This window comes from Pseudarthrobacter polychromogenes, assembly GCF_014644495.1.
Taxonomy (GTDB): Bacteria; Actinomycetota; Actinomycetes; order Actinomycetales; family Micrococcaceae; genus Arthrobacter; species Arthrobacter polychromogenes.
Genome location: NZ_BMKU01000005.1, coordinates 127,048 through 152,975, shown reverse-complemented (window position 1 = coordinate 152,975; position 25,928 = coordinate 127,048). Strand labels below are relative to the sequence as shown.

At 64.8% G+C, this 25,928-nt stretch carries 22 protein-coding genes and 2 tRNA genes; 15 read left to right on the top strand and 9 right to left on the bottom strand.

Annotation, left to right across the window (positions count from 1 at the left end; genetic code table 11):
* The first annotated feature begins 79 nt into the window (after positions 1-79).
* The 10 genes from gnd (at position 80) to IEX43_RS09985 (ending at position 10,203) form a co-directional block, all read left to right on the top strand.
* On the top strand, positions 80-964 hold the full coding sequence (gnd, locus tag IEX43_RS10025) for a phosphogluconate dehydrogenase (NAD(+)-dependent, decarboxylating) (protein ID WP_188810646.1): 885 nt from the start codon (positions 80-82) through the stop codon (positions 962-964).
* A gap of 46 nt (positions 965-1,010) precedes the next feature.
* On the top strand, positions 1,011-2,222 hold the full coding sequence (gene recF, locus IEX43_RS10020) for a DNA replication/repair protein RecF (protein WP_188810644.1): 1,212 nt from the start codon (positions 1,011-1,013) through the stop codon (positions 2,220-2,222).
* Complete coding sequence (locus IEX43_RS10015; protein WP_188810642.1) at positions 2,206-2,766, top strand: DUF721 domain-containing protein; 561 nt, start codon at positions 2,206-2,208, stop codon at positions 2,764-2,766. The genes recF and IEX43_RS10015 overlap by 17 nt, the downstream gene beginning before the upstream one ends.
* A gap of 380 nt (positions 2,767-3,146) precedes the next feature.
* Positions 3,147-5,234, top strand: a complete 2,088-nt coding sequence (gene gyrB / locus IEX43_RS10010; RefSeq protein ID WP_188810640.1) for a DNA topoisomerase (ATP-hydrolyzing) subunit B — start codon at positions 3,147-3,149, stop codon at positions 5,232-5,234.
* 54 nt (positions 5,235-5,288) lie between these two features.
* Positions 5,289-7,964: a DNA gyrase subunit A gene (gyrA, locus tag IEX43_RS10005; RefSeq protein ID WP_188810638.1), complete on the top strand. Its 2,676-nt coding sequence runs from the start codon at positions 5,289-5,291 to the stop codon at positions 7,962-7,964.
* Positions 7,961-8,650 (top strand): DUF3566 domain-containing protein, encoded by a 690-nt coding sequence (locus IEX43_RS10000; RefSeq protein ID WP_188810634.1) that lies wholly within the window; start codon positions 7,961-7,963, stop codon positions 8,648-8,650. The genes gyrA and IEX43_RS10000 overlap by 4 nt, the downstream gene beginning before the upstream one ends.
* Before the next feature lie 97 nt (positions 8,651-8,747).
* Positions 8,748-8,821 (top strand) — tRNA-Ile (locus IEX43_RS09995).
* Between the two features lie 69 nt (positions 8,822-8,890).
* A complete protein-coding gene (locus IEX43_RS20270; protein ID WP_216636647.1) occupies positions 8,891-9,007 on the top strand; it encodes a DLW-39 family protein in 117 nt (38 codons plus the stop codon).
* Positions 9,008-9,078: 71 nt separating this feature from the next.
* Positions 9,079-9,154, top strand: a tRNA-Ala gene (locus tag IEX43_RS09990).
* A 98-nt stretch (positions 9,155-9,252) separates the two neighbouring features.
* Positions 9,253-10,203, top strand: a complete 951-nt coding sequence (locus IEX43_RS09985) for a DMT family transporter (RefSeq protein ID WP_188810632.1) — start codon at positions 9,253-9,255, stop codon at positions 10,201-10,203.
* 21 nt (positions 10,204-10,224) lie between these two features.
* Here the strand turns inward: IEX43_RS09985 and IEX43_RS09980 are convergent, their stop codons facing one another.
* Together IEX43_RS09980 and IEX43_RS09975 are read right to left on the bottom strand one after the other, a co-directional pair.
* Positions 10,225-11,100: a glycosyltransferase family 2 protein gene (locus IEX43_RS09980; protein ID WP_188810630.1), complete on the bottom strand. Its 876-nt coding sequence runs from the start codon at positions 11,098-11,100 to the stop codon at positions 10,225-10,227.
* Positions 11,101-11,236: 136 nt separating this feature from the next.
* Positions 11,237-12,169, bottom strand: a complete 933-nt coding sequence (locus tag IEX43_RS09975; RefSeq protein ID WP_188810628.1) for a hypothetical protein — start codon at positions 12,167-12,169, stop codon at positions 11,237-11,239.
* A 155-nt stretch (positions 12,170-12,324) separates the two neighbouring features.
* Here IEX43_RS09975 and IEX43_RS09970 point away from each other — a divergent pair, with 155 nt between their 5' ends.
* The 3 genes from IEX43_RS09970 to IEX43_RS09960 all read left to right on the top strand — a co-directional run bounded on the left by IEX43_RS09970 (position 12,325) and on the right by IEX43_RS09960 (position 14,756).
* Positions 12,325-12,870: a peptidylprolyl isomerase gene (locus IEX43_RS09970; protein WP_104186651.1), complete on the top strand. Its 546-nt coding sequence runs from the start codon at positions 12,325-12,327 to the stop codon at positions 12,868-12,870.
* Between the two features lie 9 nt (positions 12,871-12,879).
* A complete protein-coding gene (locus tag IEX43_RS09965) occupies positions 12,880-13,758 on the top strand; it encodes a rhomboid family intramembrane serine protease (protein ID WP_188810626.1) in 879 nt (292 codons plus the stop codon).
* Between the two features lie 530 nt (positions 13,759-14,288).
* Complete coding sequence (locus tag IEX43_RS09960) at positions 14,289-14,756, top strand: carboxymuconolactone decarboxylase family protein (protein ID WP_188810624.1); 468 nt, start codon at positions 14,289-14,291, stop codon at positions 14,754-14,756.
* A gap of 239 nt (positions 14,757-14,995) precedes the next feature.
* Here the strand turns inward: IEX43_RS09960 and IEX43_RS09955 are convergent, their stop codons facing one another.
* Both IEX43_RS09955 and IEX43_RS09950 read right to left on the bottom strand, forming a co-directional pair.
* Positions 14,996-15,607, bottom strand: a complete 612-nt coding sequence (locus IEX43_RS09955) for a DNA-3-methyladenine glycosylase I (RefSeq protein ID WP_188810622.1) — start codon at positions 15,605-15,607, stop codon at positions 14,996-14,998.
* 42 nt (positions 15,608-15,649) lie between these two features.
* The gene (locus IEX43_RS09950; RefSeq protein ID WP_059319430.1) at positions 15,650-15,901 is read right to left on the bottom strand and encodes a cell division protein CrgA; all 252 of its coding nucleotides are present in this window, start codon (positions 15,899-15,901) and stop codon (positions 15,650-15,652) included.
* A 190-nt stretch (positions 15,902-16,091) separates the two neighbouring features.
* On the opposite strand from IEX43_RS09950, the gene IEX43_RS09945 reads away from it, so the two are divergent.
* Together IEX43_RS09945 and IEX43_RS09940 are read left to right on the top strand one after the other, a co-directional pair.
* Entirely contained in the window at positions 16,092-16,886 is a 795-nt protein-coding gene (locus IEX43_RS09945) for a class E sortase (RefSeq protein ID WP_188810620.1), read from the top strand.
* Positions 16,887-17,055: 169 nt separating this feature from the next.
* Positions 17,056-17,697: an anthranilate synthase component II gene (locus IEX43_RS09940; RefSeq protein WP_104186637.1), complete on the top strand. Its 642-nt coding sequence runs from the start codon at positions 17,056-17,058 to the stop codon at positions 17,695-17,697.
* A 17-nt stretch (positions 17,698-17,714) separates the two neighbouring features.
* On the opposite strand, the gene pknB is transcribed toward IEX43_RS09940, so the two are convergent.
* From pknB to IEX43_RS09915, 5 genes are read right to left on the bottom strand one after another with little or no spacing between them, the layout of a single operon-like run.
* The gene (pknB, locus tag IEX43_RS09935) at positions 17,715-19,673 is read right to left on the bottom strand and encodes a Stk1 family PASTA domain-containing Ser/Thr kinase (protein WP_188810618.1); all 1,959 of its coding nucleotides are present in this window, start codon (positions 19,671-19,673) and stop codon (positions 17,715-17,717) included.
* A gap of 15 nt (positions 19,674-19,688) precedes the next feature.
* Complete coding sequence (locus tag IEX43_RS09930; protein WP_188810617.1) at positions 19,689-21,419, bottom strand: protein kinase domain-containing protein; 1,731 nt, start codon at positions 21,417-21,419, stop codon at positions 19,689-19,691.
* Positions 21,416-22,876 (bottom strand): peptidoglycan D,D-transpeptidase FtsI family protein, encoded by a 1,461-nt coding sequence (locus IEX43_RS09925; protein ID WP_188810615.1) that lies wholly within the window; start codon positions 22,874-22,876, stop codon positions 21,416-21,418. The genes IEX43_RS09930 and IEX43_RS09925 overlap by 4 nt, the downstream gene beginning before the upstream one ends.
* Positions 22,873-24,270 carry an FtsW/RodA/SpoVE family cell cycle protein gene (locus IEX43_RS09920; protein ID WP_188810613.1) on the bottom strand — a complete coding sequence of 466 codons (1,398 nt, stop codon included), beginning with the start codon at positions 24,268-24,270 and terminating at the stop codon, positions 22,873-22,875. Before IEX43_RS09920 ends, IEX43_RS09925 begins: the two co-directional genes overlap by 4 nt.
* Entirely contained in the window at positions 24,267-25,928 is a 1,662-nt protein-coding gene (locus IEX43_RS09915; RefSeq protein WP_229666400.1) for a PP2C family protein-serine/threonine phosphatase, read from the bottom strand. Before IEX43_RS09915 ends, IEX43_RS09920 begins: the two co-directional genes overlap by 4 nt.

The window sequence follows — 25,928 nt, the reverse complement described above, 5'->3', positions numbered from 1 at the left end:
GCCCAAAACGACACTTACTGCTACCTAGTTGGGCATCCCCTGATGACACCCGACCCCTAGCGCAGAAATGAGTTCCACCATGCACATTGGACTGATCGGCCTTGGCAAAATGGGGTTCAACATGCGCGAACGGCTGCGCAAGGGCGGCGTTGAGGTCACCGGATACGACCGCAACCCGGACGTGACGGACGCCGCCTCCATCGAAGAGCTCCTGGCTGCAGTTCCCACGCCGCGGCTCATCTGGGTCATGGTCCCTGCCGGCGACATCACCGACGCCGTCATCAAGGAGCTGGGCGAAAAGCTCAACGAGGGTGACCTGGTGATCGACGGCGGCAATTCCCGGTTCACCGAGGACCAGAAACACGGCGAACTCCTTGCCTCCAAGGGGATCCACTTCGCGGACTGCGGAGTCTCCGGCGGAGTCTGGGGGCTGCAGAACGGCTACGGCCTCATGGCCGGCGGGGACGCGGCGGATATTGAGCGCGCGCTTCCGGTCTTCGACGCCCTGCGTCCTGAGGGCGACCGGGCGGACAGCTTTGTCCACGTGGGCGGGATCGGCGCAGGCCACTACGCCAAGATGGTCCACAACGGGATCGAATACGGCCTGATGCAGGCATATGCCGAGGGCTACCAGCTGCTGGCCTCCAAGGACATCATCAGTGACCTGCCCGGGACGTTCCGCGCGTGGCAAAAAGGCACCGTGGTCCGGTCCTGGCTGCTGGACCTGCTGGTCAAAGCCCTCGATGAGGATCCGGGCCTGCAAAACATCGACGACTACGTCGAGGATTCCGGTGAGGGCAGGTGGACCGTGGAAGAAGCCATTGCCAATGCAATTCCGGCGCCGGCCATCACTGCTGCGCTGTTCGCCCGGTTCGAGTCCCGCGAGGACAGCTCCCCGGCCATGAAGATGGTGTCCGCGCTGCGGCACCAGTTCGGCGGCCACGCCACCCGTCCCGCCAAGTAATACCCAGCAGGGAGCCGCGAGGTTCCCGGAATTGCCGAAAAAGCGCGTGTACCTAGAACACCTCTCCCTGACTGACTTCCGCAGTTATGCCCAGGTGGACCTTGCCCTGGGGCCGGGTGTCACTGTCCTTGTGGGGTACAACGGCATCGGCAAAACCAACCTGATGGAAGCCATCGGGTACCTGGCCACGCTCAGCTCACACCGCGTCAGCTCGGATGCGCCCCTGCTCCGGTTCGGCACGGAACGTGCGCTGGTCCGGGCCAGGTTGGTGCGCGGTGAACAGATCACGGTCCTGGAACTGGAGATCAATGCGGGGCGGGCAAACCGCGGACGCATCAACCGCAGCAATCCGGTGCGGGCACGCGATCTCCTGGGTATCTGCCAGACAGTACTTTTCGCGCCGGAAGACCTGGCCCTGGTGAAGGGCGATCCTTCCAACCGCCGCCGGTTCCTCGATGAACTGCTGGCCAGCCTCGTTCCGCACCACGCCGCCACCCGCAGCGATTACGACCGTGTCCTGAAACAACGCAATGCGCTGCTCAAATCAGCCCGCGCCGGAAAGTTCACGCCGGCCCATGAGGCGACCCTGGACGTGTGGGACCAGCACATGGCGAAAGCCGGGGCCGAACTTCTGCACGCGCGGCTTGAACTGGTGGAACGGCTGCGGCCGCACCTGGGCCGTGCCTACGCGGAGCTGACCGACGCGTCAAAACCGGCCGACGCCGTCTACCGTTCCAGCCTCCAGAACCAGATGGACGACGACGGTGCCCCGCTGGTCCGTGCACCCGGCACCAGTGCCGGGGGTGCTTCGCCGGACGTGGAAGACCTGCGGCAGTTCTCTGTGGAAGAGCTCGCGGACAGGTACATCAAGGCCTTCGCAGACTCGCGCCGCAAGGAGATAGAGCGGGGCATCTCGCTGGTGGGCCCGCACCGCGACGAACTGGAACTCATCCTGGGCCAGGCACCGGCGAAGGGCTATGCATCCCATGGCGAAACCTGGTCCATGTGCCTGTCCCTTCGGCTCGCCTCCTACTACGTGATGCTGGACGACACCCGGACCGGGGGCTCGGCTCCCATCCTCATCCTGGACGACGTTTTTGCCGAGCTGGACGTCCAGCGGCGGCGTAAACTGGCCGCAATAGTCTCCGGCGCGGAACAGGTCCTGGTGACCGCCGCCGTCGACGCCGACATCCCGGAAGAGCTCTCCGGACGGCGGGTGAAAGTCATCCCGGGAGGTATTGATGAGCAGGGACAGTGAAAAGGGCGGCGGGCTTCAGCCCGGCCGCGACCCCGACAACATCGATGCGCCCCAGGTTGCCCTGAACAGGATGCGGGAGGCCGCCGCAGCCCGGGGCGAAATCCGCAGGACCGCTTCCCGCCCGGGTACCGCCAAAGCCAAAAAAGGCATCCGTGACACCCGCGGCTTCAGCCAGTTCCACGCCAGCGGCCGCGATCCCCTCGGCCTGGGCAAGGTAGTGGGACGACTGGTGGCGGAGCGCGGCTGGACGTCTCCGGTGGCGGTCGGATCCGTGATGGCCGAATGGGCCACCTTGGTTGGCCCCGAAATTTCGGCCCACTGCACTCCCGAGAGCTTTACCGACACCACCCTCCACGTCCGTTGCGACTCGACCGCCTGGGCCACCCAGCTCCGGCTCCTCAGCCCCAGCCTGCTGGAGAAGTTCCGGGTGGAGCTGGGGGACGGAGTGGTCACGAGCATCCAGGTTTTGGGCCCTTCTGCACCGAGCTGGCGCAAGGGCGGCAGGTCCGTGAACGGGCGGGGTCCCCGCGACACCTACGGGTAGTGCCGGCAGCCCACTCTTGAAAATCGACGTAACGGCGTGTAGAGCCCTGAAAGGGCGGGAGGGTGTATAGGCACCCGGAGGCCGTCCTGCCAGTGCGCCCAAGGCGCGACCAACGGCCTCCCGCAGGCACACCACCGCCCCTGGGAGGCCCTGGAATGCGGGGAATTGGCCGCCTGCACGGTAGAATCGTTGTAGATAACTGGGCGCGGGTGAACGTTGACTGGGTCCGTTTTCCGCGCGTTTCGAGCCCGCGGAGTGCGGATCCACCGTCAGCCATACATCGGCGCTACAAGTTTGTGCCTGTTGGCGGATGACTTCCTTGCAGTAACCGGGGAGGATTCGGCCGGCCATCATCGAGAACAGAGGAGTCGACAGCGCCTGTGGCTAACGACAATACAGATATTCTGGCAGCTGAACCCGCAGTCGAGGATGCCCGTACGCCTGACACCCCGGCCGCACCAGGGACGCAGCGTGAATATGGCGCCAGCGACATCACTGTCCTTGAAGGCCTGGAAGCCGTCCGGAAACGTCCGGGCATGTACATCGGCTCCACAGGGCCCCGCGGACTCCACCACCTGGTCTATGAAGTTGTGGACAACTCCGTGGACGAGGCACTGGCCGGCTACTGCACGCACATTGAGGTTGTCCTTCAGGCCGACGGCGGCGTGAAGGTCGTGGACGACGGCCGCGGCATCCCGGTGGACATGCACCCCACGGAACACAAGCCCACGGTTGAAGTGGTCATGACCATCCTGCACGCCGGCGGAAAGTTCGGCGGCGGCGGATACGCCGTCTCGGGCGGGCTCCACGGCGTGGGAATCTCCGTCGTGAATGCCCTGTCAAGCCGCGTGGATACGGAAGTCCGGCGCCAGGGCCACGTCTGGCGCATGTCCTTCGCGGACGGAGGCAAGCCCCAGGGCAGCCTGGTCAAGGGCGAAGAGACGGACCGCACCGGCACCACCCAGACGTTCTACCCGGATTCGGCGATCTTTGAAGTGACCGAGTTCGACTTCGAGACGCTCCGCGCCCGCTTCCAGCAGATGGCCTTCCTTAACAAGGGCCTCCGCATCACGCTCACGGACGAGCGCGCACCCGCTGAAACGGACGGCGACGCCGACCTGGACCTGGACGCCGTCGTCACCGAGGGTGAGGTCAGCGCAGAACACCGCACCGTGGTGTACCAGTACGACGACGGCCTGCTGGACTATGTCAAGCACCTGAACTCGGGCAAGAAGGTCGACGTGGTCCACGAGGACGTCATCGCCTTCGAAACCGAAGACAAAGACCGCAAGATTGCCCTGGAAATGGCCATGCAGTGGACCAACGCCTACTCCGAAAGCGTCCACACCTACGCCAACACCATCAACACGCATGAGGGCGGCACCCACGAAGAGGGCTTCCGGGCCGCGATGACGTCCCTGATCAACCGCTACGCGCGCGAAAAGGGAATCATCAAGGAAAAGGACGACAACCTGACCGGCGATGACATCCGCGAAGGCCTCACTGCCGTCATCTCCGTGAAACTCGCCGAACCCCAGTTCGAAGGCCAGACCAAAACCAAGCTCGGCAACTCCGAGGTCAAGGGCTTTGTCCAGCGCGTGGTCACCGACGGCCTGGGCGACTGGCTGGAGCGCAACCCGGGCCCTGCCCGCGACGTCATCCGGAAGGCGATCTCCGCGGCGCAGGCACGGATGGCCGCACGCAAAGCCCGGGACAACGCCCGCCGCAAGAGCCCGCTGGAATCCTTCGGCATGCCCGGCAAGCTCTCCGACTGCTCCTCGAAGAACCCGGAGAAATGCGAGGTATACATCGTGGAGGGCGACTCCGCCGGCGGTTCCGCCAAGCGCGGCCGCAACCCGGAGACCCAGGCCATCCTTCCCCTGCGCGGAAAGATCCTGAACGTGGAACGCGCACGCCTGGACAAAGCGCTGGGCAACGCCGAAGTCCAGTCCATGATTACCGCTTTCGGCACGGGCATCGGCGAGGACTTCGACCTCTCCAAGCTTCGGTACCACAAGATCGTCCTGATGGCGGATGCCGACGTAGACGGCCAGCACATCACAACCCTGCTGATGACCCTGCTGTTCCGTTACATGCGGCCCCTGATCGAGAACGGCTACGTTTACCTGGCGCAGCCTCCGCTGTACCGCATCAAGTGGTCCAACGCCGCCCACGACTACGTATACAGCGACCGCGAACGCGACGCGAAACTCGTGGCCGGACAGGCTGCCGGGCGCCGGATTCCCAAGGACAACGGCATCCAGCGCTACAAGGGCCTGGGCGAAATGGACTACACCGAGTTGTGGGACACCACCATGGACCCGGACCACCGCACGCTGCTGCAGGTGACGATGGACGATGCCCTCGCCGCCGACCAGATCTTCTCGGTCCTGATGGGCGAGGACGTCGAGTCCCGCCGCAACTTCATCCAGCAGAACGCCAAGGACGTCAGGTTCCTCGATATCTAGGGCACGGTCCGGTAGATATTCGGTTACTGACATATACCTGAAACGGAAATTAAAATGAGCGACGAAACACCCGAGAACCCGGCCTCCGAAGCCGGCATTCCGGACACCGTTCTTGAAGGCGACGTGCTGATAGACCGCGTGGAGCAGGTGGACCTGCAGACTGAAATGCAGCGGTCCTACCTTGACTATGCGATGGCCGTCATCGTGGGCCGTGCCCTCCCGGACGTCCGCGACGGACTGAAGCCAGTCCACCGCAGGGTCCTTTATGCGATGTTCGACGGCGGCTACCGGCCGGACCGTTCCTTCAACAAGTGCGCCCGCGTGGTGGGCGAGGTGATGGGCCAGTACCACCCCCACGGCGACACCGCGATCTACGATGCGTTGGTCCGCCTCATCCAGGACTGGACGATGCGGTACCCCCTGGCCCTCGGCCAGGGCAACTTCGGTTCCCCGGGCAATGACGGCGCTGCCGCACCGCGGTACACCGAAACAAAGATGGCGCCGCTGGCCATGGAAATGGTCCGTGACATCGACGAGGAAACCGTCGATTTCCAGGACAACTATGACGGCAAGAACCAGGAACCCACCATCCTGCCCGCCCGTTTCCCCAACCTGCTAGTAAACGGCTCATCAGGTATCGCCGTCGGCATGGCCACCAACATTCCGCCGCACAACCTCCGCGAGGTGGCTGACGGCGTGCAGTGGTACCTGGCCAATCCCACTGCCAGCCGCGAGGAACTGCTGGAAGAACTCCTGCTGCGCGTCAAGGGCCCCGATTTCCCCACCGGCGCCACCATCCTGGGCCACAAGGGCATCGAGGATGCCTACCGGACCGGCCGCGGTTCGGTCACCATGCGCGCCGTGGTAAACGTCGAGGAGCTCCAGGGCCGCACCTGCCTGGTGGTCACCGAGCTTCCGTACCAGGCCAACCCGGACAACCTGGCCATCAAGATCGCCGAACTCGTCAAGGACGGCAAGATCCAGGGCATCGCCGACCTCCGGGACGAGACCTCCGGCCGCACCGGACAGCGGCTGGTCATCGTCCTCAAGCGCGACGCCGTGCCCAAGGTGGTGCTGAACAACCTCTACAAGCACACCGAACTGCAGAGCAACTTCTCCGCCAACATGCTTGCCATCGTGGACGGCGTTCCCCGGACGCTGAGCCTGGACGCCTTCATCCGCCACTGGGTAACCCACCAGATGGACGTCATCGCCCGCCGTACCCGGTACCGGCTGCGCAAGGCCGAGGAGGAAGCCCACATCCTGCGGGCACTCCTGAAGGCACTGGACATGCTGGACGAAGTGATCGCCCTGATCCGTGCCTCCAACACCACCGAAGCGGCCCGTGACGGTCTGATGGAACTGCTGGACATCGACGAACTGCAGGCCAGGGCCATCCTGGACATGCAGCTGCGCCGCCTTGCCGCCCTTGAACGCCAAAAGATCCAGGACCGGCACGCCGAACTCGAAGCCCTGATCGCCGAGTACAACCAGATCCTCGGCTCCGAACAGCGCCAGCGGGAAATTATCAGCACCGAGCTGGGCGAAATCGTGGACAAGCACGGGGATGACCGCCGCACCAAGATCCTCATGGGTTATGACGGCGACATGTCCATGGAGGACCTCATTCCCGAAGAGGAAATGGTGGTCACCATTACCCGGGGCGGCTACGTCAAGCGCACCCGCAGCGACAACTACCGTTCCCAGCAGCGCGGCGGCAAGGGCATCAAGGGTGCCCAGCTCCGCGGTGACGACGTGGTGGAGCACTTCTTCGTCACCACAACCCACCACTGGCTCCTCTTCTTCACGAACCTGGGCCGCGTTTACCGTGCCAAGGCCTACGAACTGATGGAGGCCGGACGGGACGCCAAGGGCCAGCACGTGGCCAACCTGATGGCATTCCAGCCGGACGAGCACATCGCCCAGGTTCTGGACCTGAAGGACTACCAGCAGGCCCCCTACCTGGTGCTGGCAACCAAGCGCGGGCTGGTCAAGAAAACCCGGCTGGAGGACTACGACACCAACCGCTCCGCCGGCGTCATTGCCATCAACCTCCGCGACGGGGACGAGCTGGTGTCCGCACAGCTGGTATCCGAGACCGACGACCTGCTGCTGGTGTCCCGCAAGGGCCAGTCCATCCGCTTCACTGCAACCGAGGATGCGCTCCGCCCCATGGGCCGGGCCACCTCCGGCGTCACCGGCATGAAATTCCGCGAAGAGGATGAGCTGCTGGCCGCCAACGTGGTGACCGACGGTTCATACGTCTTTATCGTCACCGAGGGCGGCTACGCCAAACGGACAGCTGTTGAGGAATACCGGCTTCAGGGCCGTGGCGGTCTGGGGATCAAGGTAGCCAAGCTCGCGGAAGAACGCGGTGACTTGGTGGGTGCGCTGATTGTCCAGGAAGAGGACGAGGTGCTGGTGGTCATGGAGGGCGGCAAGGTGGTCCGCTCCTCGGTTGCCGGAGTCCCTGCCAAGGGACGCGACACCATGGGCGTCATCTTTGCCAAGCCGGACAAAAATGACCGGATTATCGAGGTGGCACGCAACAGCGAACGCGGTCTTGAGGGCGAGGAATCGCCGGAGGATGACGTAACGTTGGCTGAAGATGGCGGATCCCCCGAGGATTCCACCAGCCCAGCAGTGGCAGAAGAATCACCGGCCGTTGAGTCAGAGGACGCCTCGGGCGACGCTGAGCCGAACGAAGACTACACGGAAGGTAACGAGTGAGTAATCCCGACTCATTTCCCAAGTCGAACAGCACCGCTCCCGACGGAAACCGGCCCTCAGCCGCACCACGGGTAAACGCTCCCGTCCGTCCGCAGCAGCGCCCGGCCGCCCCCGCCGCCGCCCCCGGGCAACGCCCCGCCGTTCCCGGCCAGCGTCCTGCACAGGGTGACCGCCCGGCGCAGGGCCAGAATGACCGTCCGGCGGGCCAGCCCGGCCAGCGCCCGGCACCGGGACAGCGGCCCGCAGCAGGCGGGCAGCGCCCAGCAGGAGGCGCTCCGGGCCAGGGCAATCCAGGCCTTGTGAAGCCTGCACCGAAGGCAAAGGTACGGCGCGCCCGGCTGCTCATCAGCAAGGTGGACCCTTGGTCTGTCCTGAAAATGGCCTTCCTCCTGTCCGTGGCCCTGGGAATCGTCACGGTGGTGGCCGCCATTGTCCTGTGGACCGTCCTTGACCTGACGGGCATCTTCGACCAGGTGGACAGCCTGCTGGGCACGCTGGCCGGCTCAGAGAGCGGCGGCTTTGAGCTGAAGAAGGTGGCTTCCCTGGGCCAGGTGGCCTCGTTCGCCACCATCATCGCGGTGGTGAACGTGGTCCTCCTGACCGCGCTTTCCATGCTTTCCGCTGTGCTGTACAACATCTCCGCCACCCTGGTGGGCGGCATCGGCGTTACCCTCACGGACGACTAAGGTCCGGTTTCCGCAGGCCTGGCAGCCGCGGAAAGGCCCGATTTGAGATCGGGCCGGGATGTGCTGTAAAGTCATGTCTCGGCCCGATGAGGCATCGGGGCGTATAGCTCAGGCGGTTAGAGCGCTTCGCTGATAACGAAGAGGTCCCAGGTTCAAGTCCTGGTACGCCCACGGAACCTGTGCAGGTTCAAGTGTAGGTTTGGATTGCGTAACCCGCAGCCGGACCGGAACGGGGAGCATGTGAAGAAGTTGCTTGTATTGGCAGCGGCAATCGCAGGCGTCCTGCTCTACCGGAAAGCACAGGAATCCGAGGCCCGGAAAGATGTCTGGAGCAAGTCAACCGACACGGTGGACTAGCCCCGGCGCCCGGAACGGAGCTGGTCAACGGCTCCCTGGTTCTAGGGTATGATTGACGGGTTGCTTCTTATGGGGGCATGGCGCAATTGGTAGCGCACCTGCTTTGCAAGCAGGGGGTTCGGGGTTCGAGTCCCCGTGCCTCCACCATAAGAAAGTCCCGGTCAGCGGAAACGCCGGCCGGGACTTTTGCTTTGTCACCGGAACCCCGCAGCCATCGGGTCCCGGCCGCGCATTAGGGTAGTGCAGTGAACTTCTTTCTCGCAGCCGTCGGCGTACTGGGCGTCGCCTCGTCCGGCCCCTTGATTGCTGCCACCCTCGGGGCCACCACCGTGAGTGCCCTGGCCATTGCCTTCTGGCGCAACGCCATCGGCGCGGCCGTGATGGCCTCTCCCACCCTCATCCGGGAGCCCCGGCAGTTCGGCAGGATCACCCAACGGGAGTTCCGCTGGTGCCTGCTGGCCGCCGTCGCGCTGGCACTGCACTTCGCCTGCTTCATCACCTCCCTGCAGCTCACCTCCGTTGCCGCGGCCACGGCACTGGTATGCCTGCAGTCAGCCTGGATAGCCGTGTTCCAGCTCTTCCGCGGGACCCGCCACCGGTGGCAGGTGCTGGCCGGCCTCGGCATCGCTTTTGGCGGCGTTGTTGCCATCACCGGATTCGACATGGGCTCTTCACCGGATGCCCTGCTGGGTGACCTGCTGGCCGTCGCCGGCGGGGCGTTGGCCGGCCTCTACACTCTGGCCGGGGGAAAAGCCCGGCAGAGCATGACAACGGGCACCTACACCACGCTCTGCTACGGAATGTGCGCAGCCCTGGTTGCCGTACTGGCGCTCTCTGGCAGGCAGCCCCTGGTGGGCTTTGAAGCCGCAGGCTGGCTGGGGATCCTGGCCATCACGGTCTGTGCACAGCTGGTGGGGCATACCGCGTTCAACCATCTGCTGGCCACCATGAGTCCTCTCCTGGTCTCCATGATCATCCTCCTGGAGATCCCGGGAGCTGCGCTTCTTGCCGCGGTATTCCTCCACGAAACACTTCCCGCCGGTACCTACGCCGGCCTGGGGCTTATCCTGGCGGGTCTCGCCGTTGTGGTGCTGGGCCAGCGGTCGGGCAAAGCCGCGCGCCGCGGAAGGCCAGCGGCAAACGGGCGGAACGAACCGCCGTCGGACCGGCCACTCGCGGAGCTGGGAACCGACTGATGCCGGCGCACTGCGTGCCCCCTACTGACCGCCGCGGCGCACAGGCTGGGCGGTATTGACGGTGTGGATGGCCCGCAGGAGCTTGGCCGGGAAGTACACGGAGAAGAACACCACCATGGGGGCCTTCAGAGCCATCTTCTTGACGTTGTGGGCCTTGTAGGTCCGGTCGAAGCGGGTGACGTAATAGCGGTAGTCCCGCGGTGAATCCTCAAGCCTGCGGGCAGACATCCCGGACACCATCTGGGGGCAGTACTGGATCTTCAGATCGTTCTCGGCCAGGTGCAGGGACAGGTCGATGTCCTCATGCATCTCATCCTTTTCATCCCGACAGGTTTCGGCCCGGATGGTTTCCCACGCGGTGGAACGCAGCGCCATGTTGGAGCCGAAGAGGAAATGGTATTGGTGCTTGGCCAGCTTCAACATGAGCTGGCGCATCTTGTCGTCTGCCTTGAGCCCAAAGCGGCGCATTGGCATGTCGTAGTACACCACCGGGCCCGTGGCTGCCTGGACGGAGTGGTCGAGGAACGCTTTCTGCACCTGCTCCACCCAGTCCGGCTCAACCACCGAATCGGCGTCGATCCTGCCCAGGACATCCCCGGTGGCATGGTCCAGCCCGAAGTTCCGGGTAGGGATAAGCCCCTGTTCCCTGTCCTGGCTGAGCAGGACGATGGGGGTCTCCGGGTACTCGAGCTGCATCTGTTGCACAATGTGGGCCGTGCGGTCCTTGGACAGGTTGTCCACCACCACGATCTCGTGGGCCGGTACGGACTGGTAGATGGCAGCTATGAGGCACTGCCGGATGACGCTCTCCTCGTTGTACGCCGGGATGACAATGGACACGCGGGGCAGGTCTGCTGCGTCGTTCAAGGCATCCCCAGAGGATTGTTCGGCTGACATCGGTTCAAATCTAGCACCGAACGGCTCCCCGCCTCCGAAACACCGGAACCATCGGAGACGGGAAAAGGGCCCCGCCCTGCGGCGAGGCCCTTTCCGGCTGCTGTTCCGGCCCACCGAGGACCGGGTGCTTGTTGGGTCAGGACTGTGATGCGCCCTTGTCACCGTTGCCGATGTTGGAAGCGATGTTCTTGGTGGCGGTCTTCGCGTCCGTGGCGGCCTTCGCCGTGCTGTCAGCGGCTTCCTCGGCCACGTGCTTGGCCTTCTCGCCGGTTTCTTCAGCCTTGTCGGCGGTGGTGCCGGCCTCGGCGGCTGCCGGAGATGCCGTGGCTACCGGTGACTCCTGGACCTCGTTCACCGTGGTGGCGGGTACGGGTGCAGGCGTGGGTGTTACCGGTGACGGGGTCTTCCAGGGGTCTTCGACCGGCTTGGAAGCCTTCCAGGCCGCGACGCCGGCTGCAACCGCAGCAGCGATCACACCGAAAACCAGCCAGCCGCGCTTCTTCTTGGGGGGTTCCGGCTGTGCAAGCTGGATTCCCACGGTGCGGCCGGCTTCGGTTGCTGCGGCCTTCAGCTGGGTACCGGTGGCCTGCGCCTGTTCCTGGATGGCGTGGATGATGCCCACGTCACCGAGTTTGTGGGCGACGGCATCCACCCGTGCAGGCGTATTCTCCAGCGTGCGGTGCACGGCGTCGGAGGCAGAACCGATCTGGTCCGAAAGTCGAGGCAGGTATTCCACAACCACGCGGTCACGGGCGTTGAGGATCACCGGGGTTGCTTTGTCCAGGGCCTCGTGCAGGCGGGGCGACGCGTTGTCCACAGCGTCGTTGATCCTCGGAGCGAGCTGGGCCAGGCCGTCCTGGATGCGCGGGGTCACCGTTGCAACACCGTCGGCCAGGTTGTGGGCCGCGGACTTCAGGCCTTCCTGGACTTTCGGAGATGCGGTGTCCAGGCCATGCTGGAGGCGGTCAATGGCTGCTTCCACACGGGGGGTTGCCCAATCCTTGGCATTCTCCACTGCGCTGGTGACTGACAGTTCAAGGTCACGGGCAATACGGTCCGACTTCTTCACAACTACCTCCCGATTAATGTGACGGTTCTGTGGTTAGCCTACGTGGCTTGGTGTTCACCTGCTATTCCCCCAGCGGATTTTAGGAGGATTTCACCCAGCGCGGAACTGCGGCGGCAGCCGTTCGCTCCCAGGGCCGCCGTGGAAGAATAGGGCCTATGACTGCCATCGCAACAGCAAAAGCAACCATTCACACCAGCCTCGGCGACATCGTCGTCAACCTTTTCGGCAACCACGCCCCCAAGACGGTCAAGAACTTCGTTGGCCTCGCCACGGGTGAGCAGGCATGGACCCACCCGGAGACCGGCGAAGACAAGAGCGGTACGCCCCTGTACAACGGCACCATCTTCCACCGCATCATCAAGGACTTCATGATCCAGGCCGGCGATCCGCTGGGCCGCGGCACGGGCGGTCCGGGCTACCAGTTCGACGACGAGATCCACCCCGAACTGGGCTTCAACCAGCCCTACAAGCTGGCCATGGCCAACGCCGGCATCCGGATGGGCAAGGGCACCAATGGCTCGCAGTTCTTCATCACCACCATCCCCACAGACTGGCTGCAGGGCAAGCACACCATCTTCGGTGAGGTGGCAGACGACGACTCCAAGAAGGTTGTTGACGCCATCGAGGGCGTGCGCACCGGCATGGGCGACCGTCCGGTGGAGGATGTCACCATCAACAGCATCGACATCGAACAGCTGTAATACCGCACCATGAGCTACGGAATTCCGGCGGCTGAGCCGTCCGCCCAGGTTCCGGTGTGCCCACGGCACCCGGACCGGCCCTCCTACGTCCGCTGCCAGCGCTGCGGACGACCGGCCTGCCCCGACTGCCAGCGGGCGGCCGCCGTCGGATTCCAGTGTGTTGACTGCGTCAACGAAACAAAACGTACGACGCCGGAGGTTCGGACCGTCTATGGCGGCGCCGTAGCTGCCGGCAAGCCACGGGTGACGTTCGGGATCATCGCCCTGTGCGGTGTGATGTATGTCCTGCAGTGGCTGGTGCCCAACGATGGCATCTACCAGAGCCTCGGCTTCGCCAACTACTACGCGGAGCCCCAATACGGGGAATTCGAACCGTGGCGGATGCTCTCGGCCGCATTCCTGCACTCACAGGGGTTTATCCTCCACATCGCGCTGAACATGTACATGCTGTGGATTTTCGGCCAGGCCCTTGAACCGCTCCTGGGCCGTATCCGGTTCCTGGCGTTGTACCTGTTGTCAGCGCTGGGTGGCTCTGTCGGCTACCTTCTGCTGACTCCGCTCTATACACCTGGTCAACCGCTGTACGGAGTGGTCGGTGCTTCGGGTGCCATCTTTGGCCTCTTCGGGGCCATGCTGCTGGTGCAGCGCCACCGTGGCGGTGACACCCGGCAATTGTGGGTCCTCATCGCGATCAACGGGGTGATCGGGTTCATCATTCCCCAGATCGCCTGGCAGGCGCACTTGGGGGGACTTATCACCGGCGGCCTCTGCGCCGCGGTCCTGGCCTACACTCCGCGCGGTCCGCGGCAGCGGCTCCTCCAGGCGGCAGGACTGACCGGAGTCCTCTTGCTGCTCATTGCCCTCAGCTGGATACGGATTTCCCTCTAGGACCAGGTTCGGGCAGCCGATACCCACAGCACGCACAAGAAACGCCGCCGTCCCGAGGACGGCGGGGTTTTTGTTTTCCACAGCCCTTATCCACAATGTTGGTAACTTACAGGCATGTAGTTCATCGTGAAGACCCTCCCAGACCGCTGAATTGGGGCCGTTTTCCCCAGAACAGGCCTATTTTTCTCCACAGTTGTGGATAACGTCTGGGGATATGGGTGTGTTTAAGTGGACAAACCGGCCGCAGAATGAGGTTCTGTGGATAACTCCGGGAAAATTTTTCCCCAAGGGGCCCGGGCCGCTGTTCAGAACGGAACTATCAACACCGTTATTCACACTGTTAATAAACAACAACGCTGTAGTTCACATCTGTAGACGGGCCCGCATTGCAGTGTGCAGGCCTCGGCGGCCCAGTTTTACTCCGCCGGTATCCACAACTGTGGATAACTTGTGGGTATCGGCATGTTGGTAAGTGGATAAGCACCGGGCGCCTACCCTTGGCTTACGTCCGTTTTCCGACAGGAGGGTCCATGACTGCGACCACAAAGCACATCTTCCTCGACAAGCAGCACCCCGCCGTGTGGCGCGCACTCAATGGCCTGGGGCTCAAGGTCAAGGAAGCGGCGCAGGAAGCGGGAATGGAGCCCAGGACCATGGAACTCCTGCACGTGCGGATCTCGCAGCTTAACGGCTGTGCCTACTGCCTGGACCTCCATGTCAGGGATGCGGTCCAGGCAGGAGAGTCTCCGCAGCGGCTGGCCGTACTGCCGGCCTGGCGGGACACCGCACTGTTTACCGAAAAGGAGCGTGCCGCCCTGGCACTGGCCGAGAGCATCACGTCCCTCCCCGGCCACGGCTCACAGGAGCAGGAGGAAGCCTATGCCAGGGAACACCTGACGGAGGAGGAATTCTCCGTGGTCAGTTGGCTGGCCATTGCCATGAATGCCTTCAACCGGGTGTCGATCACCAGCCACCACCCGGTCCGCAAGGAGCGCTAAGCCTGCCGGGTCTGTCCCCGTCCGTTATCCACAGGTATTCCACACTGTTAATAACTGCGTCCGGGGTGCAGGATTAGCGCGTGCCGCCGTCGCGGCGCGGATCGGCACGTTGAACGTCTTCCGATGGGCGGATGGCTGTGGATAAGGTTCCCAACAGCTGGGGAAAGCGCGCGGGCCCTGGTGTCATGCGGCCGCCGTTGGCGCAGTAGATCGGGCGGGCCTGCCAGGGGTGCTTCCGCCTAGCCTGCGTCCGGCCAAACCCCGGAGGATCCCCGCCGGTGGCTTCCCACCAGATGGGTGTCCACCATTCCGATGGCTTCCATAAGGGCGAACATGGTGGTGGGGCCCACGAAGGCGAAGCCCTTCTTCCGGAGGGCCTTGGAGAGGGCTATGGATTCCGCCGTCTGGGTGGGGATGTCCGTGTGGGTCCGGGGGCGGGGCGTTGCTTCGGGCTGGAACTGCCACACAAAGTCCACCAGGCCGCCGTCCTGCCGCAACGAAAGAGTCGCGTGGGCATTGGTCACCGCGGCACGTATCTTCAGCCTGTTCCGGACAATGCCGGCGTCCTGCAACAGCCGCTCGACGTCGGCCTCCGTGAACTGTGCAACGGCGTCGGGGTTGAAGCCGGCAAAAGCTGTCCGGAACGCGGGGCGCTTGCGCAGGATGGTGGCCCAGGAAAGCCCTGCCTGGAAACCTTCCAGGCAGATGCGTTCGTAGAGGCCATGCTCATCCCTGATGGGCATGCCCCATTCATGGTCGTAGTAGTCCCGCAGCAACGGGTCCGAGGACGCCCACGCCGGGCGGGCCAGGCCGTCTCCGCCCAACAGGACACCGTGATCGTCAGGGGGCATGCGTTTCCCTAGGGGCTAAGGTCCGGCCGTCCGGGAAATAACCTATGAGCGCCAGCGGGTGGTCATCAGGAACCCAATGATGGCGATACCGAAACCGGCCACGATGTTCCACGACTCCCATGCCTGGACGGGAAAGCGTCCTTCGCTGATGTAGAACGTGATGATCCAGAAAAGGCCGATGATCATCAGTCCGAACATCACGGGCTTGAACCACACTGCGTTCGGCTTGTACGTCTGGGAAGAAGCCTGCGGGGCGGTGCTGGCAGTCTTCTTGCGTGGCTTTGACTCGGGCACTGGCTCTCCTTGGCGGGCTGAGGCAAGCTCGGCGTTCCGGGCTTGGTATCCTGCAAGAAGGAAATTGCCAGCGGTCTGCGCGATCTTGATCAAATACTTGCTTGGTCAAATCTGGATTCTTACTAGCAGCCAATTCTAGCCGTAGTTCATGGGCCGCCGGTGCCCGATGGAACCGCCCCAAGGAGAACGCGTGGTGTTGCAGGAGAAGGCGGGGCGAGCCGCTGCGGCGCCTGCCGGCGTCGTAATTCTGCGTGGAGCAGTCCAGGTGGTTGGCGAACTGCTCATCACCGCCGGCATCATCCTCCTGTTGTTCGTTGCGTGGCAGCTGTGGTGGACCAACGTCGAATCGGACGCCAGACAGAGCGAAGTGATCAAGGAATTCGCGCAGGATCTTGGCGGCGCTGCCCCGGCCGGACCAGCCGCCCCGGACGCTTCTGCGGTTCCCACCGGGGAGGACTTCGGCGAGCCAGTGGTGTCCGCCGCACCCGGCCACGCCGGCACTATCGGCATCATGTACATCCCGCGGTTCGGCGCGAATTACACCCGCCCCATCGTGGAGGGCACCACCAGCGATGTGCTGGACACCCTGGGGCTGGGACACTACGGCACCACCGCCATGCCGGGAGCAGTTGGCAATTTCGCCGTTGCCGGGCACCGCCAGACCCACGGCGCAGTCCTGGACAACATCCACACCCTGGTTCCCGGGGACAAGATCTACGTCCAGACCAAGGACGGCTATTACGTCTATGTCTTCCGCAACAACCACATCGTGATGCCATCGCGTACCGACGTCCTGGAACCGGTGCCGACACTTCCGGGGACCGTCCCCACCGAAAGATACCTGACCATGACAAGCTGCAACCCCCGCTTCGGGGCCGAAGAACGCATTATTGCCTACTCGCTCCTGGACAGTTGGCGCCCCGCCTCGGCAGGTCCTCCCGCCGAAATCGCGGACCAGGTGGCTGCGGCGATCGGAAAGGGCTGAGCATGTACGGCTGGATCTTCCGGAATCTTCCCGGGCCCCTGTGGCTGCGGATCGTCACCTCATTGGTGCTCATCGCTGCCGCACTGGTATTGATGGTTCAGTTCCTTTTTCCCTGGATGTCCGAATACACCCAATTCACCGACTCAACGATTGGTTCAGCAAGCCAGCCATGACCACAACCAAAATCCTCGTGGTGGATAACTACGACAGCTTCGTCTACACCCTGGTGGGCTACCTCCAGGAACTCGGCGCCGAGACCACGGTTGTCCGCAATGACGACGTCACACTGGCGGAGGCCATTGAACTGGCCGGCACCCGGGACGGTGTGCTCATCTCACCCGGTCCCGGCAACCCCGCGGAAGCCGGGGTATGCATTGAACTGATCAAGTGGTGCGGCGAGAACAGCGTGCCGATGTTCGGTGTGTGCCTGGGGCACCAGGCCCTGGCGGAGGCCTTCGGCGGGAAGGTCACGCACGCCCCGGAGCTGATGCACGGCAAAACGTCCCTGGTACAGCACATCGGCACGAGCGTCTTCGCCGGGCTCCCCTCCCCCGTTACCGCTACCCGCTACCACTCGCTGGCAGCCGTCCGCGAATCGATTCCTGACGTCCTTGAGATCACCGCCGAGACCGCAACAGGGGTGGTGATGGGACTCCAGCACCGGACGGCGCCGCTGTGCGGCGTGCAGTTCCACCCGGAGTCCGTGCTGACCGAAGGCGGCTACCAGATGCTGGGGAACTGGCTGGAGTCGCTGGGGATGAAGGGCGCAGCAGCCCGGGCAGCCAAACTGAGTCCGCTGATCCAGCACTGACCTGCAGGCTGACCCGCTCAGTCGTCATCCTTGTCAGTGGGGGTCGGCTTGGGTGTCGGCGTCGCTGTCGGCTCGGGGCTCGGCGGGGGCGGCGGCGGAGCTTTGGCCACCACGATCGTGACGGTCTTGCCCTGCTCCACTGTGGCGTTGACCGGATCGCTTTGGTCCGTCACCCTTCCTGCCTCCACCTGGGCGTTCTCCACCTCGATCACCGCAGGGACCAGGCCCAGCTCCTTGAGCGCTGCTTCAGCCTCTTCGCGGGTGCGTCCCCGCAGTTCCGGCAGCGCAACCTTGCCCGTGGACACAATCAGTTCGACGCTGGTTCCCACCCCGACCATCTGGCCCGGCGCGGGGGTGGTGGTGATGACAATTCCGGCAGGAACCGTGGCGCTGTTGGCCGTGGTGGTGGAAGGGGCACCAACCAGTCCGCTTTGGCGCAGGATATCCCTGGCTGCCGCTTCCGTCTTCCCCGGGAGGCTTTCGGGGATCATCACGGCGCTGGGGCCCTCAGAAATGTTCAGGACCACCTCCGCCCCCGGATCCATGGACGCGCCGGACTCCGGTTCGGTGCCGATAGCCGTGCCCTTGGGAACGGTATCGTGCTGCGACCGGACAATCCTTGGCTTGAGGTCGGCGTTGTACAGTTCCTGCAGCGCCGCCGATTCTGTCATGGCAGCGACCACCGGGATCTGGACTTTCGGAATCTCCGGGGCCGGCCGGTTGACGGTGCTGTACAGCCACAGCGCACCGCCGGCCAGGACGAGCAGGGTGAAGACCACCAGGGTGGCAATCCATGCACGACGGCGGGACTTCTGCCGGGGGCTCGGCTCACGTTCCGGAGGGAGGCCAAGCGGCAGCGCCTCCGCCTGGGTCCGGTCATCCATGCCGGCTGCCAGGGGGAAACCGGCCCCGCGGTCACCGGAGGACGCATGCGTTGCGGCCAGCCTGCCGGTAGGAGCATCGTCCAGGAAGCCCGCCCCTGTGACTCCGAACGCTTCGGTGGCCGGAGCAGATGGGGCCGGGACGTGGTCGTTGGGGTCCGTCGGGGCTTCGGAGGCCGGTACGGCAGGAACCGGCACCCCCGACCGGGCAGCGCGCAGGGCACGGCGGAAGGCCGCCGCATCCTGGAACCTGTCGTCCCGGTTCTTTTGCAGGGCCTTTGCCAGCACGCTGTCCAGGGCCGGAGTGACCTCCGGATTGAGGGTGCTCGCCGGCTCCGCTATTTCGCGGACATGCTGGTAGGCCACCGAAACGGGGCTGTCGCCGACGAACGGCGGACGGGACGTGAGCATCTCGTACAGCAGGCAGGCAGCGGAGTAGAGGTCGCTCCGCGCGTCTACGGCCTCACCGCGGGCCTGTTCGGGAGACAGGTACTGGGCAGTGCCCACCACGGCCTGGGTTTGGGTCATGGTGGCCGAAGAATCCGCGATGGCGCGGGCTATCCCGAAATCCATCACCTTCACCGAGTTGGTGCTTTCGCAGTACATCACATTGGCCGGTTTGATGTCCCGGTGGACAATCCCGGCCTTATGGCTGTATTCGAGCGCACCCAGGACGCCCATGCAGTAGTCGATGGCCTGGCCAATGGTGACGTCGTGGCCGCGGATGAGTTCGCGGAGGGTTTTCCCCTCCACGAATTCCATCACGATGTACGGCACGCGGACGTCCTCGGAGCCATCGTGGACGAGGTGCTCGCCTGTGTCGTAGATGGCGACGATGGAAGAGTGGTTCAGGGCGGCCACAGCCTGTGCTTCGCGCTTGAACCTGGCCTGGAACTGCGGATCACGCGCAAGGTCCGGGCGCAGCAGCTTGATGGCCACCGTCCGCCCCAACCGGGTGTCCACGCCGCGGTACACGTCTGCCATGCCACCGCGCCCGATCAGGCCGCCCAGTTCGTAGCGGCCACTCAGGACGCGGCGATTATCCACCGGGAGGCTGTCCTCACGGTGCAAGGGGGTTCGCGGTGACTCATTCATGGGATGTCCTGGCGGCTACTGGTTGCAGGTTGGGGGCGTACCCGGCTGCTGGCCGTCCGTGCAATCGGGCAGGGGAGACTCCAGGGCGGGCGCCGCCACCGACGAGGTGGTGGGTGCTGCGGTGGGAGCCGGAGCTGGGGCAGATGTTGTGGGCTCTGGTTCGGGCGCCACGGCGTAAACGACGGTGATGGCAGTGCCCTCCGGAACGGCCCCCGTGGGGTTCAGTTCCAGGACACGTCCAGGGGCATCGGCGGTCCTCTCCTGCGGAACAACCGTAACGGCGAGGCCCAATGCGGCGAGGTCTGCCTGCACCTGCCGGTAGTCCTTGCCCAGGTAGGCGGCCGGTATCACGTTGACCAGTTCCTGGGTGGGCTCGGAGGTCGGCGTCGGCGTCGAGCGGGTCTGCGTGGGGGTGGCGGACTGGCTTGTCCTGGTGGGGCTTGCGCTGCTCGGTGCCACGCTGCTTGTAGTCACCGCGGACGTGGGGTCCTCGGAGGGGAAAAGGATTCCCCGCTGGCTGAGGAAGAACCCCACCAGCGCGAACAGCAGCAGCAGGATCAGGGCGATGAGCGGCCACGTCCAGGGACTGCGGCCCTTGCGCTGGGGCTCATCGGCGGGATCGTCGTCGTACGTTGCCTCTTCCGGAACCCACTTGCGCTCCGCGGCGAGGGCGTTGGCCCTGGCCAACGTCCCCTGGGGGGCGTCGGCGTCGGCGGCTGCCCCCGCAGCGCCGGCCGCCGCTCCAGCGGCTGCACCCGCCGCACCCGCGCCAACCACCGGCAAAGCTGAAGTCCGGTTTGGTGAATCATCCCGCTGTGCGCCAATGACGCCGGTCGGCGCCGTCGCAGTGTCTACCGGAGCCGTGATGGGGCCAGTGTCAGCGTCGAAGAGGAGCATTCCCGGGACGGCTGCGCGGGCTGCGCTGATGTCACCGTTGCGGATGGCCTCTGCTGCTTCGGCCAGCTTGATGGCGTTCTCCGGACGGTCCTTGGGGTCCTTGGCCAGCATGGACATCAGGAGGGCGCGTACCGGGGTGGGCAGTGATTCCGGCAGGGGCGGCGGAGCGTCATTGACCTGGGCGAGGGCAATCGCAATCTGGGATTCGCCGGAGAAGGGGCGGTGGCCGGTCAGGCACTCATAGCCGATGACACCCAGCGCGTAGATGTCCGACGAACCGGTGGCTGTCTGGCCCGTGGCCTGCTCGGGTGCCAGGTACTGCGCCGTGCCCATCACCTGGCCAGTCTGGGTGAGCGGCACCTGGTTGGCGAGGCGGGCAATGCCGAAGTCGGTGACTTTGACCCGTCCGTCAGGGGTGATCAGGAGGTTGCCTGGCTTCACGTCGCGGTGCACCAGGCCCTGCGCGTGCGCAACGGAGAGGGCGCGGGCGGTCTGCGCGATGATGGACAGCGTACGGTCCGGTGAGAGGACCTGCTCATGTTCGATGATGCTGCTCAGCGGCTGGCCGGGGACCAGCTCCATGACCAGGTAGGCGGAACCTTCCTCCTCGCCGTAGTCAAAGACGTTGGCGATGCCCACGTGGTTCAGGAGTGCTGTGTGGCGGGCCTCGGCACGGAAACGCTGAAGGAACCCGGGATCGCCCGTGTACTCCTCTTTCAGCACCTTGATCGCGACGATGCGGCCCAGGACGAGGTCTTTCGCCTTCCACACTTCACCCATGCCACCAATCGCGATCCGCGTGGTCAGCTGGAACCGCCCGCCGAGGGTGATTCCGGTTGTAGGCCTCACTTATTCAACACCGCCTCAAAAATTCTCTTCGCGTTCGGACTGGTTAGCTGTGCTCCGGTGGTGATGTCCACGCCTTCCATGACGATCGTGACACCCACCTGCGGGTTGTTTGCGGGGGCAAAGCCGGTGAACCAGGAGTTGTTCGCTCCGTTGCCCAGCTCGGCGGTTCCGGTCTTTCCTGCCACCTGGACGCCGGGAACAGCCGCCCGGTTGGCGATGCCCTCGCTGACCGCACTCACCATCCACTCCGTGATCTGGTTGGCGATGTCCGGGGTGGTGGAGGTCCGCAACTGCTTCGGCTGAGGTTCATCAATCACGCGGAGGTCCGGGGAGCGCAGGGTCTTGATGAGGGTGGGCTGCATCTGGACGCCGTCGTTCGCGATTGCGGCGGTCATCAGTGCCACCTGCAATGGCGTAGCCCTGACGTCCTTCTGCCCGATGACGGACTGCGCCAGGCCGGGGCCGTCGAGGTCATCCGGGAAGGTGTTTTCGCTGGCGTAGTCCAGCTTGAGCTGATCGCCCATGTCCTGGCCGAACCCGAACTTCGCTGCCTGTTCGGCAATGGCGTCACGGCCAAGGTCCAGGGCGATGCTCGCGAAGGGGGTGTTGCAGGACTGCTGGAGCGCGAAGGCGAAACTGGCTGTGTCCCGGGTGTAGCAGTTGCCGCCTGCGTAGTTGGGCAGGCGGTACTGGATGCCCTCGAAGGGCAGTTCCGCAGGGTTGGGGAGCTCGCTGTCCTTGTTGTACTTCCCGGATGCCAGGGCAGCTGCGGTATCCACCAGCTTGAACACGGAGCCGGGGGCCAGCAGTTCCCCGGTGGGTCCACTGACATTCGGGTTCAGGTTGATCCCGGGCACCTTGATCAGTTCATTCATGCTGGCATCGGCCGCGGCGAGGTCCTGGGTGGCCACCAGGTTCGGATCATAGGACGGCTTGGACACCATGGCCAGGATGTCTCCGGTCTTGGGGTTGGTGACCACGATGGAGCCACGTTGCCCGTCCGGGATCAGGCTGTAGGCCAGCTGCTGGATTTCGGGGTCGATGGTGAGCTCTACCGATGCGCCCTTGGGCTGGTTCCCGAGGAACAGCTGACCCACCCGGTCCAGGAAGAGCTGGTCCGAGTTGCCGGCAAGCTCCGCTCCCATGGACTGCTCCAGGCCGGTGGCGCCGAAGTTCTGCGAGAAGTACCCCGTGATCCCTGCGTAGGCTTCCGGCTGCGGGTACGTGCGCTGGAAGGCGCAGGTCTCCGAGCCGGTTTCCACGGACTCGGCCACGGGGGATCCACCCACAATGACGGCGCCACGGTCATTGCAGAAGCTTTGCAGGACGGCGCGCTGGTTCCAGGGGTTGGCCTTGAGTTCGTCGGCCCCGATCACCTGGACGTAGCTGATGGCTCCAAAGATGAGTGCGAACATGGCGATGGCCGCCACCCATGAATGCCGTATTGCCTGGTTCACAGGTGCTTCACCGCCTCGGTAGGAGTATCAATGCCTGGTGCTTCCGATCCTTTGCCAGGCGGCAAGGGAGTAGTGTCCACAGGGCCGCGCGCGGTGTGCGAAATCATCAGGAGCAGGCCAACTATGATCCAGTTGGCCAGCAGGGACGAGCCGCCGGCCGCCAGGAACGGCGTGGTGAGGCCCGTCAGCGGGATCAGGCGGGTCACGCCCCCGATCACCACAAAGCACTGCAGCGCCACGGCGAAGGACAGCCCGCACGCCAGGAGTTTTCCGAAGGCGTCGCGGGTGCCGAGGGCAGCCCGGAAACCGCGGGTGAACAGCAGCAGGTACATCAGGACGACGGCGAAGAGGCCGATGAGCCCCAGTTCCTCGCCCAGGGAAGCAATGATCATGTCGCTGTTCGCGAAGGGGACCAGGTCCGGGCGCCCTTGGCCCAGTCCTGTGCCCATCAGGCCGCCGTTGGCCATGCCGAAGAGGCCTTGAATGATTTGCCGGCTTCCGCCGGGAAACCGGTCATAGACCTCAGGTGTGAAGGCGTTGAGCCACCCATCGATGCGCAGCTGCACGTGGGAGAACACCTGGGCGGCCACGAACCCGCCGCCGGCGATGAGGGCCAGGCCTATGACAACCCAGCTGATCCGGCTGGTGGCCACGTAGATCATCACGATGAACAGGCCGAAGAAGAGGATGGAGGAGCCCAGGTCCCGTTGGAAGATGAGCACACCGATGCTGACCAGCCACGCGGTGATCATGGGGCCCATGTCCTTGAAACGCGGGAACTGCAGCGGCCCCACCTTGCGGCCCGCCAGCAGGATCAGGTCCCGGTTGGAGGAAAGATAACCAGCGAAGAATATAGCCAGGGTGATCTTCGCGACCTCGCCGGGCTGGAACGTCATGGGACCGAGGCGGATCCAGACCCGTGCGCCGAGGATCTCGCCGGCGGTGATGCCCGGAACAAGCGGCAGGATCAGGAGGAGTGCGCTGGCAGCCAGTGAAATGAAGGTGAACCGGCGGAGGATCCGGTGGTCCTTCAGGAACCAGATCACCCCGATGGCCACGGCCATGGCGATGAGTGTCCACCGGAGCTGGTTGTTGCCGGTGTCGTCCCCGGGGGCATCCAGCCGGTGGATCATGGCCAGGCCGATTCCGTTCAGCGCGACCACGAGCGGAAGTATTACCGGATCGGCATACTTTGCGCGGAGGCGAAGGACTCCGTGGAAGACCAAGGCGGCGACGGCCAGGAGGCCGGACTGGAACCAGAAGTCGGAATCAAACGCATTCTCCCGGTCGATGCCCACCAGCATGTTGGCGCCGATGCCTACGGCGAGGGCAAGCAGGAGCAGCGCGAGTTCAACGTTGCGGCGCGGTTTGGGCATGGTGCTGAGCTGGCTCATTGGACCGCCTCGCAGGTGACGGAGGGGCTGGGTGACGGGGACGTCGGCGCAGGAGAAGCGTCCGGGGCCGGTGCAGCGGCCGCGGAGTCTGTGGGCGCGGGGGCGAGGGTGGAGGCTGCCGGGGACGGAGAAGGCGCAGGGCAGTCCTGTTCGGGAGACGTGGTCCCGGTGAGCTCAAGGTTCTTCACGATGCGCTGGGCGTCGTAGAGGTCGTTGGCGGGAACGGTCTGGCGGACCCGCTGCTGGGAAAATGGTGGCAGGGAATCCATCCGGATCTCCGTGACGGTCTCCAGGCTGGACAGTCCGATGGGTCCCAGGCGCTGCGAAACCCCGTTGTAGATGGCCACCCGTGAATCGAACTCGCCCACGTAGTAACGGGTCTGCGTCCAGGCATAGCCCAGCCACAGGCCCACCGTCAGCGCCACCAGCACCGATGCGGCGATGGCCCAGGTGACCCACCGGCGCGGCTTGGGCGGTACGAGGGCTTCCTCGGCGTCGTTGCCGGGCTGTTCGGCCCTGTGGGTGAGGAGGGTTGCTGCCCTGCGCGCCACAGTTCGCCCCGCGATGGTGGGGATGGAACCGGACTCGGCGGCCGCCGCGGCAGCACCCACAAGTTCGTGCGGCCGCGACGCCAGCTCCTCCCGCAGGACTTCCGCGGACAAGTGCTCGCCCAGGTGCGGGTCAGTGGCGCCCGACTGCACGGACGGAGCGCCGCCGGCCTCCGTGGAACCTCCCGCGCCCCCCGCTTCTTTGGAGCCAGGGTCCCCGGCATCCCGGGCAGGGACGTTCCCGCCCTCCGGCGGGGTGTCCTTCCGCGCTGCCGCGGCAGCGGCCAAGGCGGCATTCGTGGAAGGAATGACTTCGACGGCGACCGTACTGACGTCGTCGGGCGTTTCTTCGACGATTTCCACCATGATCACGGTGACGTTGTCCGGGGAACCGGCTTCAAGGGTCAGGTCCACCAGGGTTTCCACGCACTCGCGGAGGTCCTTGGTCTCCCGCACCGTCCGCTCCACGGCGTGGCCCGCAACATAGTTGAGCCCGTCGGAGCAGAGCAGCCAGCGGTCGCCCGGCCGAACGTCCAGGGTGTCGAGATCAAGTTCGGGACTGGCGTCGACGTCGCCCAGGACCCGCATCAGGACGTTCTTGTGCGGGTGGCTCTCGGCCTCCTCCGGGCGGAGCCTGCCTTCGTCGATGAGCCGCTGGACGAACGTGTGGTCCACGCTCACTTGCTTGAACTCGCCGTCGCGCAAGCGGTAGGCCCGGGAATCGCCAATATGTGCGAAGTGGAGCTTTCCCTCGGCCAGCAGGAGGGCCGTGACCGTGGTGCCCATTCCCGCGAGCTTGGGGTTCTGGTGCACCAGTTCGGACAGCAGGGAATTCGCGGTCTGGATTTCATCGGCAAGGACCGTGCCGGCGTCACCGTGGTAGCCGCCGCGGTCCAGGTGGATCATGTCCAGGACGGTGGCGGCGGAGGCAACGTCGCCGCCTGCGTGGCCGCCCATTCCGTCCGCGACGACGGCGAGGTGCCGGCCTGCGTAGGCGGAGTCGTCATTCTTGGAGCGGATGCGGCCGACGTCGGAGCGCGCTGCGAAGCGCATGATGAGGGGCCGCTGCGGGGGCTGGTGCCCGTTTGCGGGGGATTGCGTGGCGGCCAC

Excerpts from the sequence above, each read along its gene's own strand:
- gnd (WP_188810646.1), top strand. The coding sequence starts at position 80 with ATGCACATTGGACTGATCGGCCTTGGCAAAATGGGGTTCAACATGCGC.
- IEX43_RS10015 (WP_188810642.1), top strand. The coding sequence starts at position 2,206 with ATGAGCAGGGACAGTGAAAAGGGCGGCGGGCTTCAGCCCGGCCGCGAC.
- gyrA (WP_188810638.1), top strand. The coding sequence starts at position 5,289 with ATGAGCGACGAAACACCCGAGAACCCGGCCTCCGAAGCCGGCATTCCG.
- IEX43_RS09980 (WP_188810630.1), bottom strand. The coding sequence starts at position 11,100 with ATGTCAGCCGAACAATCCTCTGGGGATGCCTTGAACGACGCAGCAGAC.
- IEX43_RS09970 (WP_104186651.1), top strand. The coding sequence starts at position 12,325 with ATGACTGCCATCGCAACAGCAAAAGCAACCATTCACACCAGCCTCGGC.
- IEX43_RS09965 (WP_188810626.1), top strand. The coding sequence starts at position 12,880 with ATGAGCTACGGAATTCCGGCGGCTGAGCCGTCCGCCCAGGTTCCGGTG.
- IEX43_RS09960 (WP_188810624.1), top strand. The coding sequence starts at position 14,289 with ATGACTGCGACCACAAAGCACATCTTCCTCGACAAGCAGCACCCCGCC.
- IEX43_RS09955 (WP_188810622.1), bottom strand. The coding sequence starts at position 15,607 with ATGCCCCCTGACGATCACGGTGTCCTGTTGGGCGGAGACGGCCTGGCC.
- IEX43_RS09940 (WP_104186637.1), top strand. The coding sequence starts at position 17,056 with ATGACCACAACCAAAATCCTCGTGGTGGATAACTACGACAGCTTCGTC.
- pknB (WP_188810618.1), bottom strand. The coding sequence starts at position 19,673 with ATGAATGAGTCACCGCGAACCCCCTTGCACCGTGAGGACAGCCTCCCG.
- IEX43_RS09920 (WP_188810613.1), bottom strand. The coding sequence starts at position 24,270 with ATGAGCCAGCTCAGCACCATGCCCAAACCGCGCCGCAACGTTGAACTC.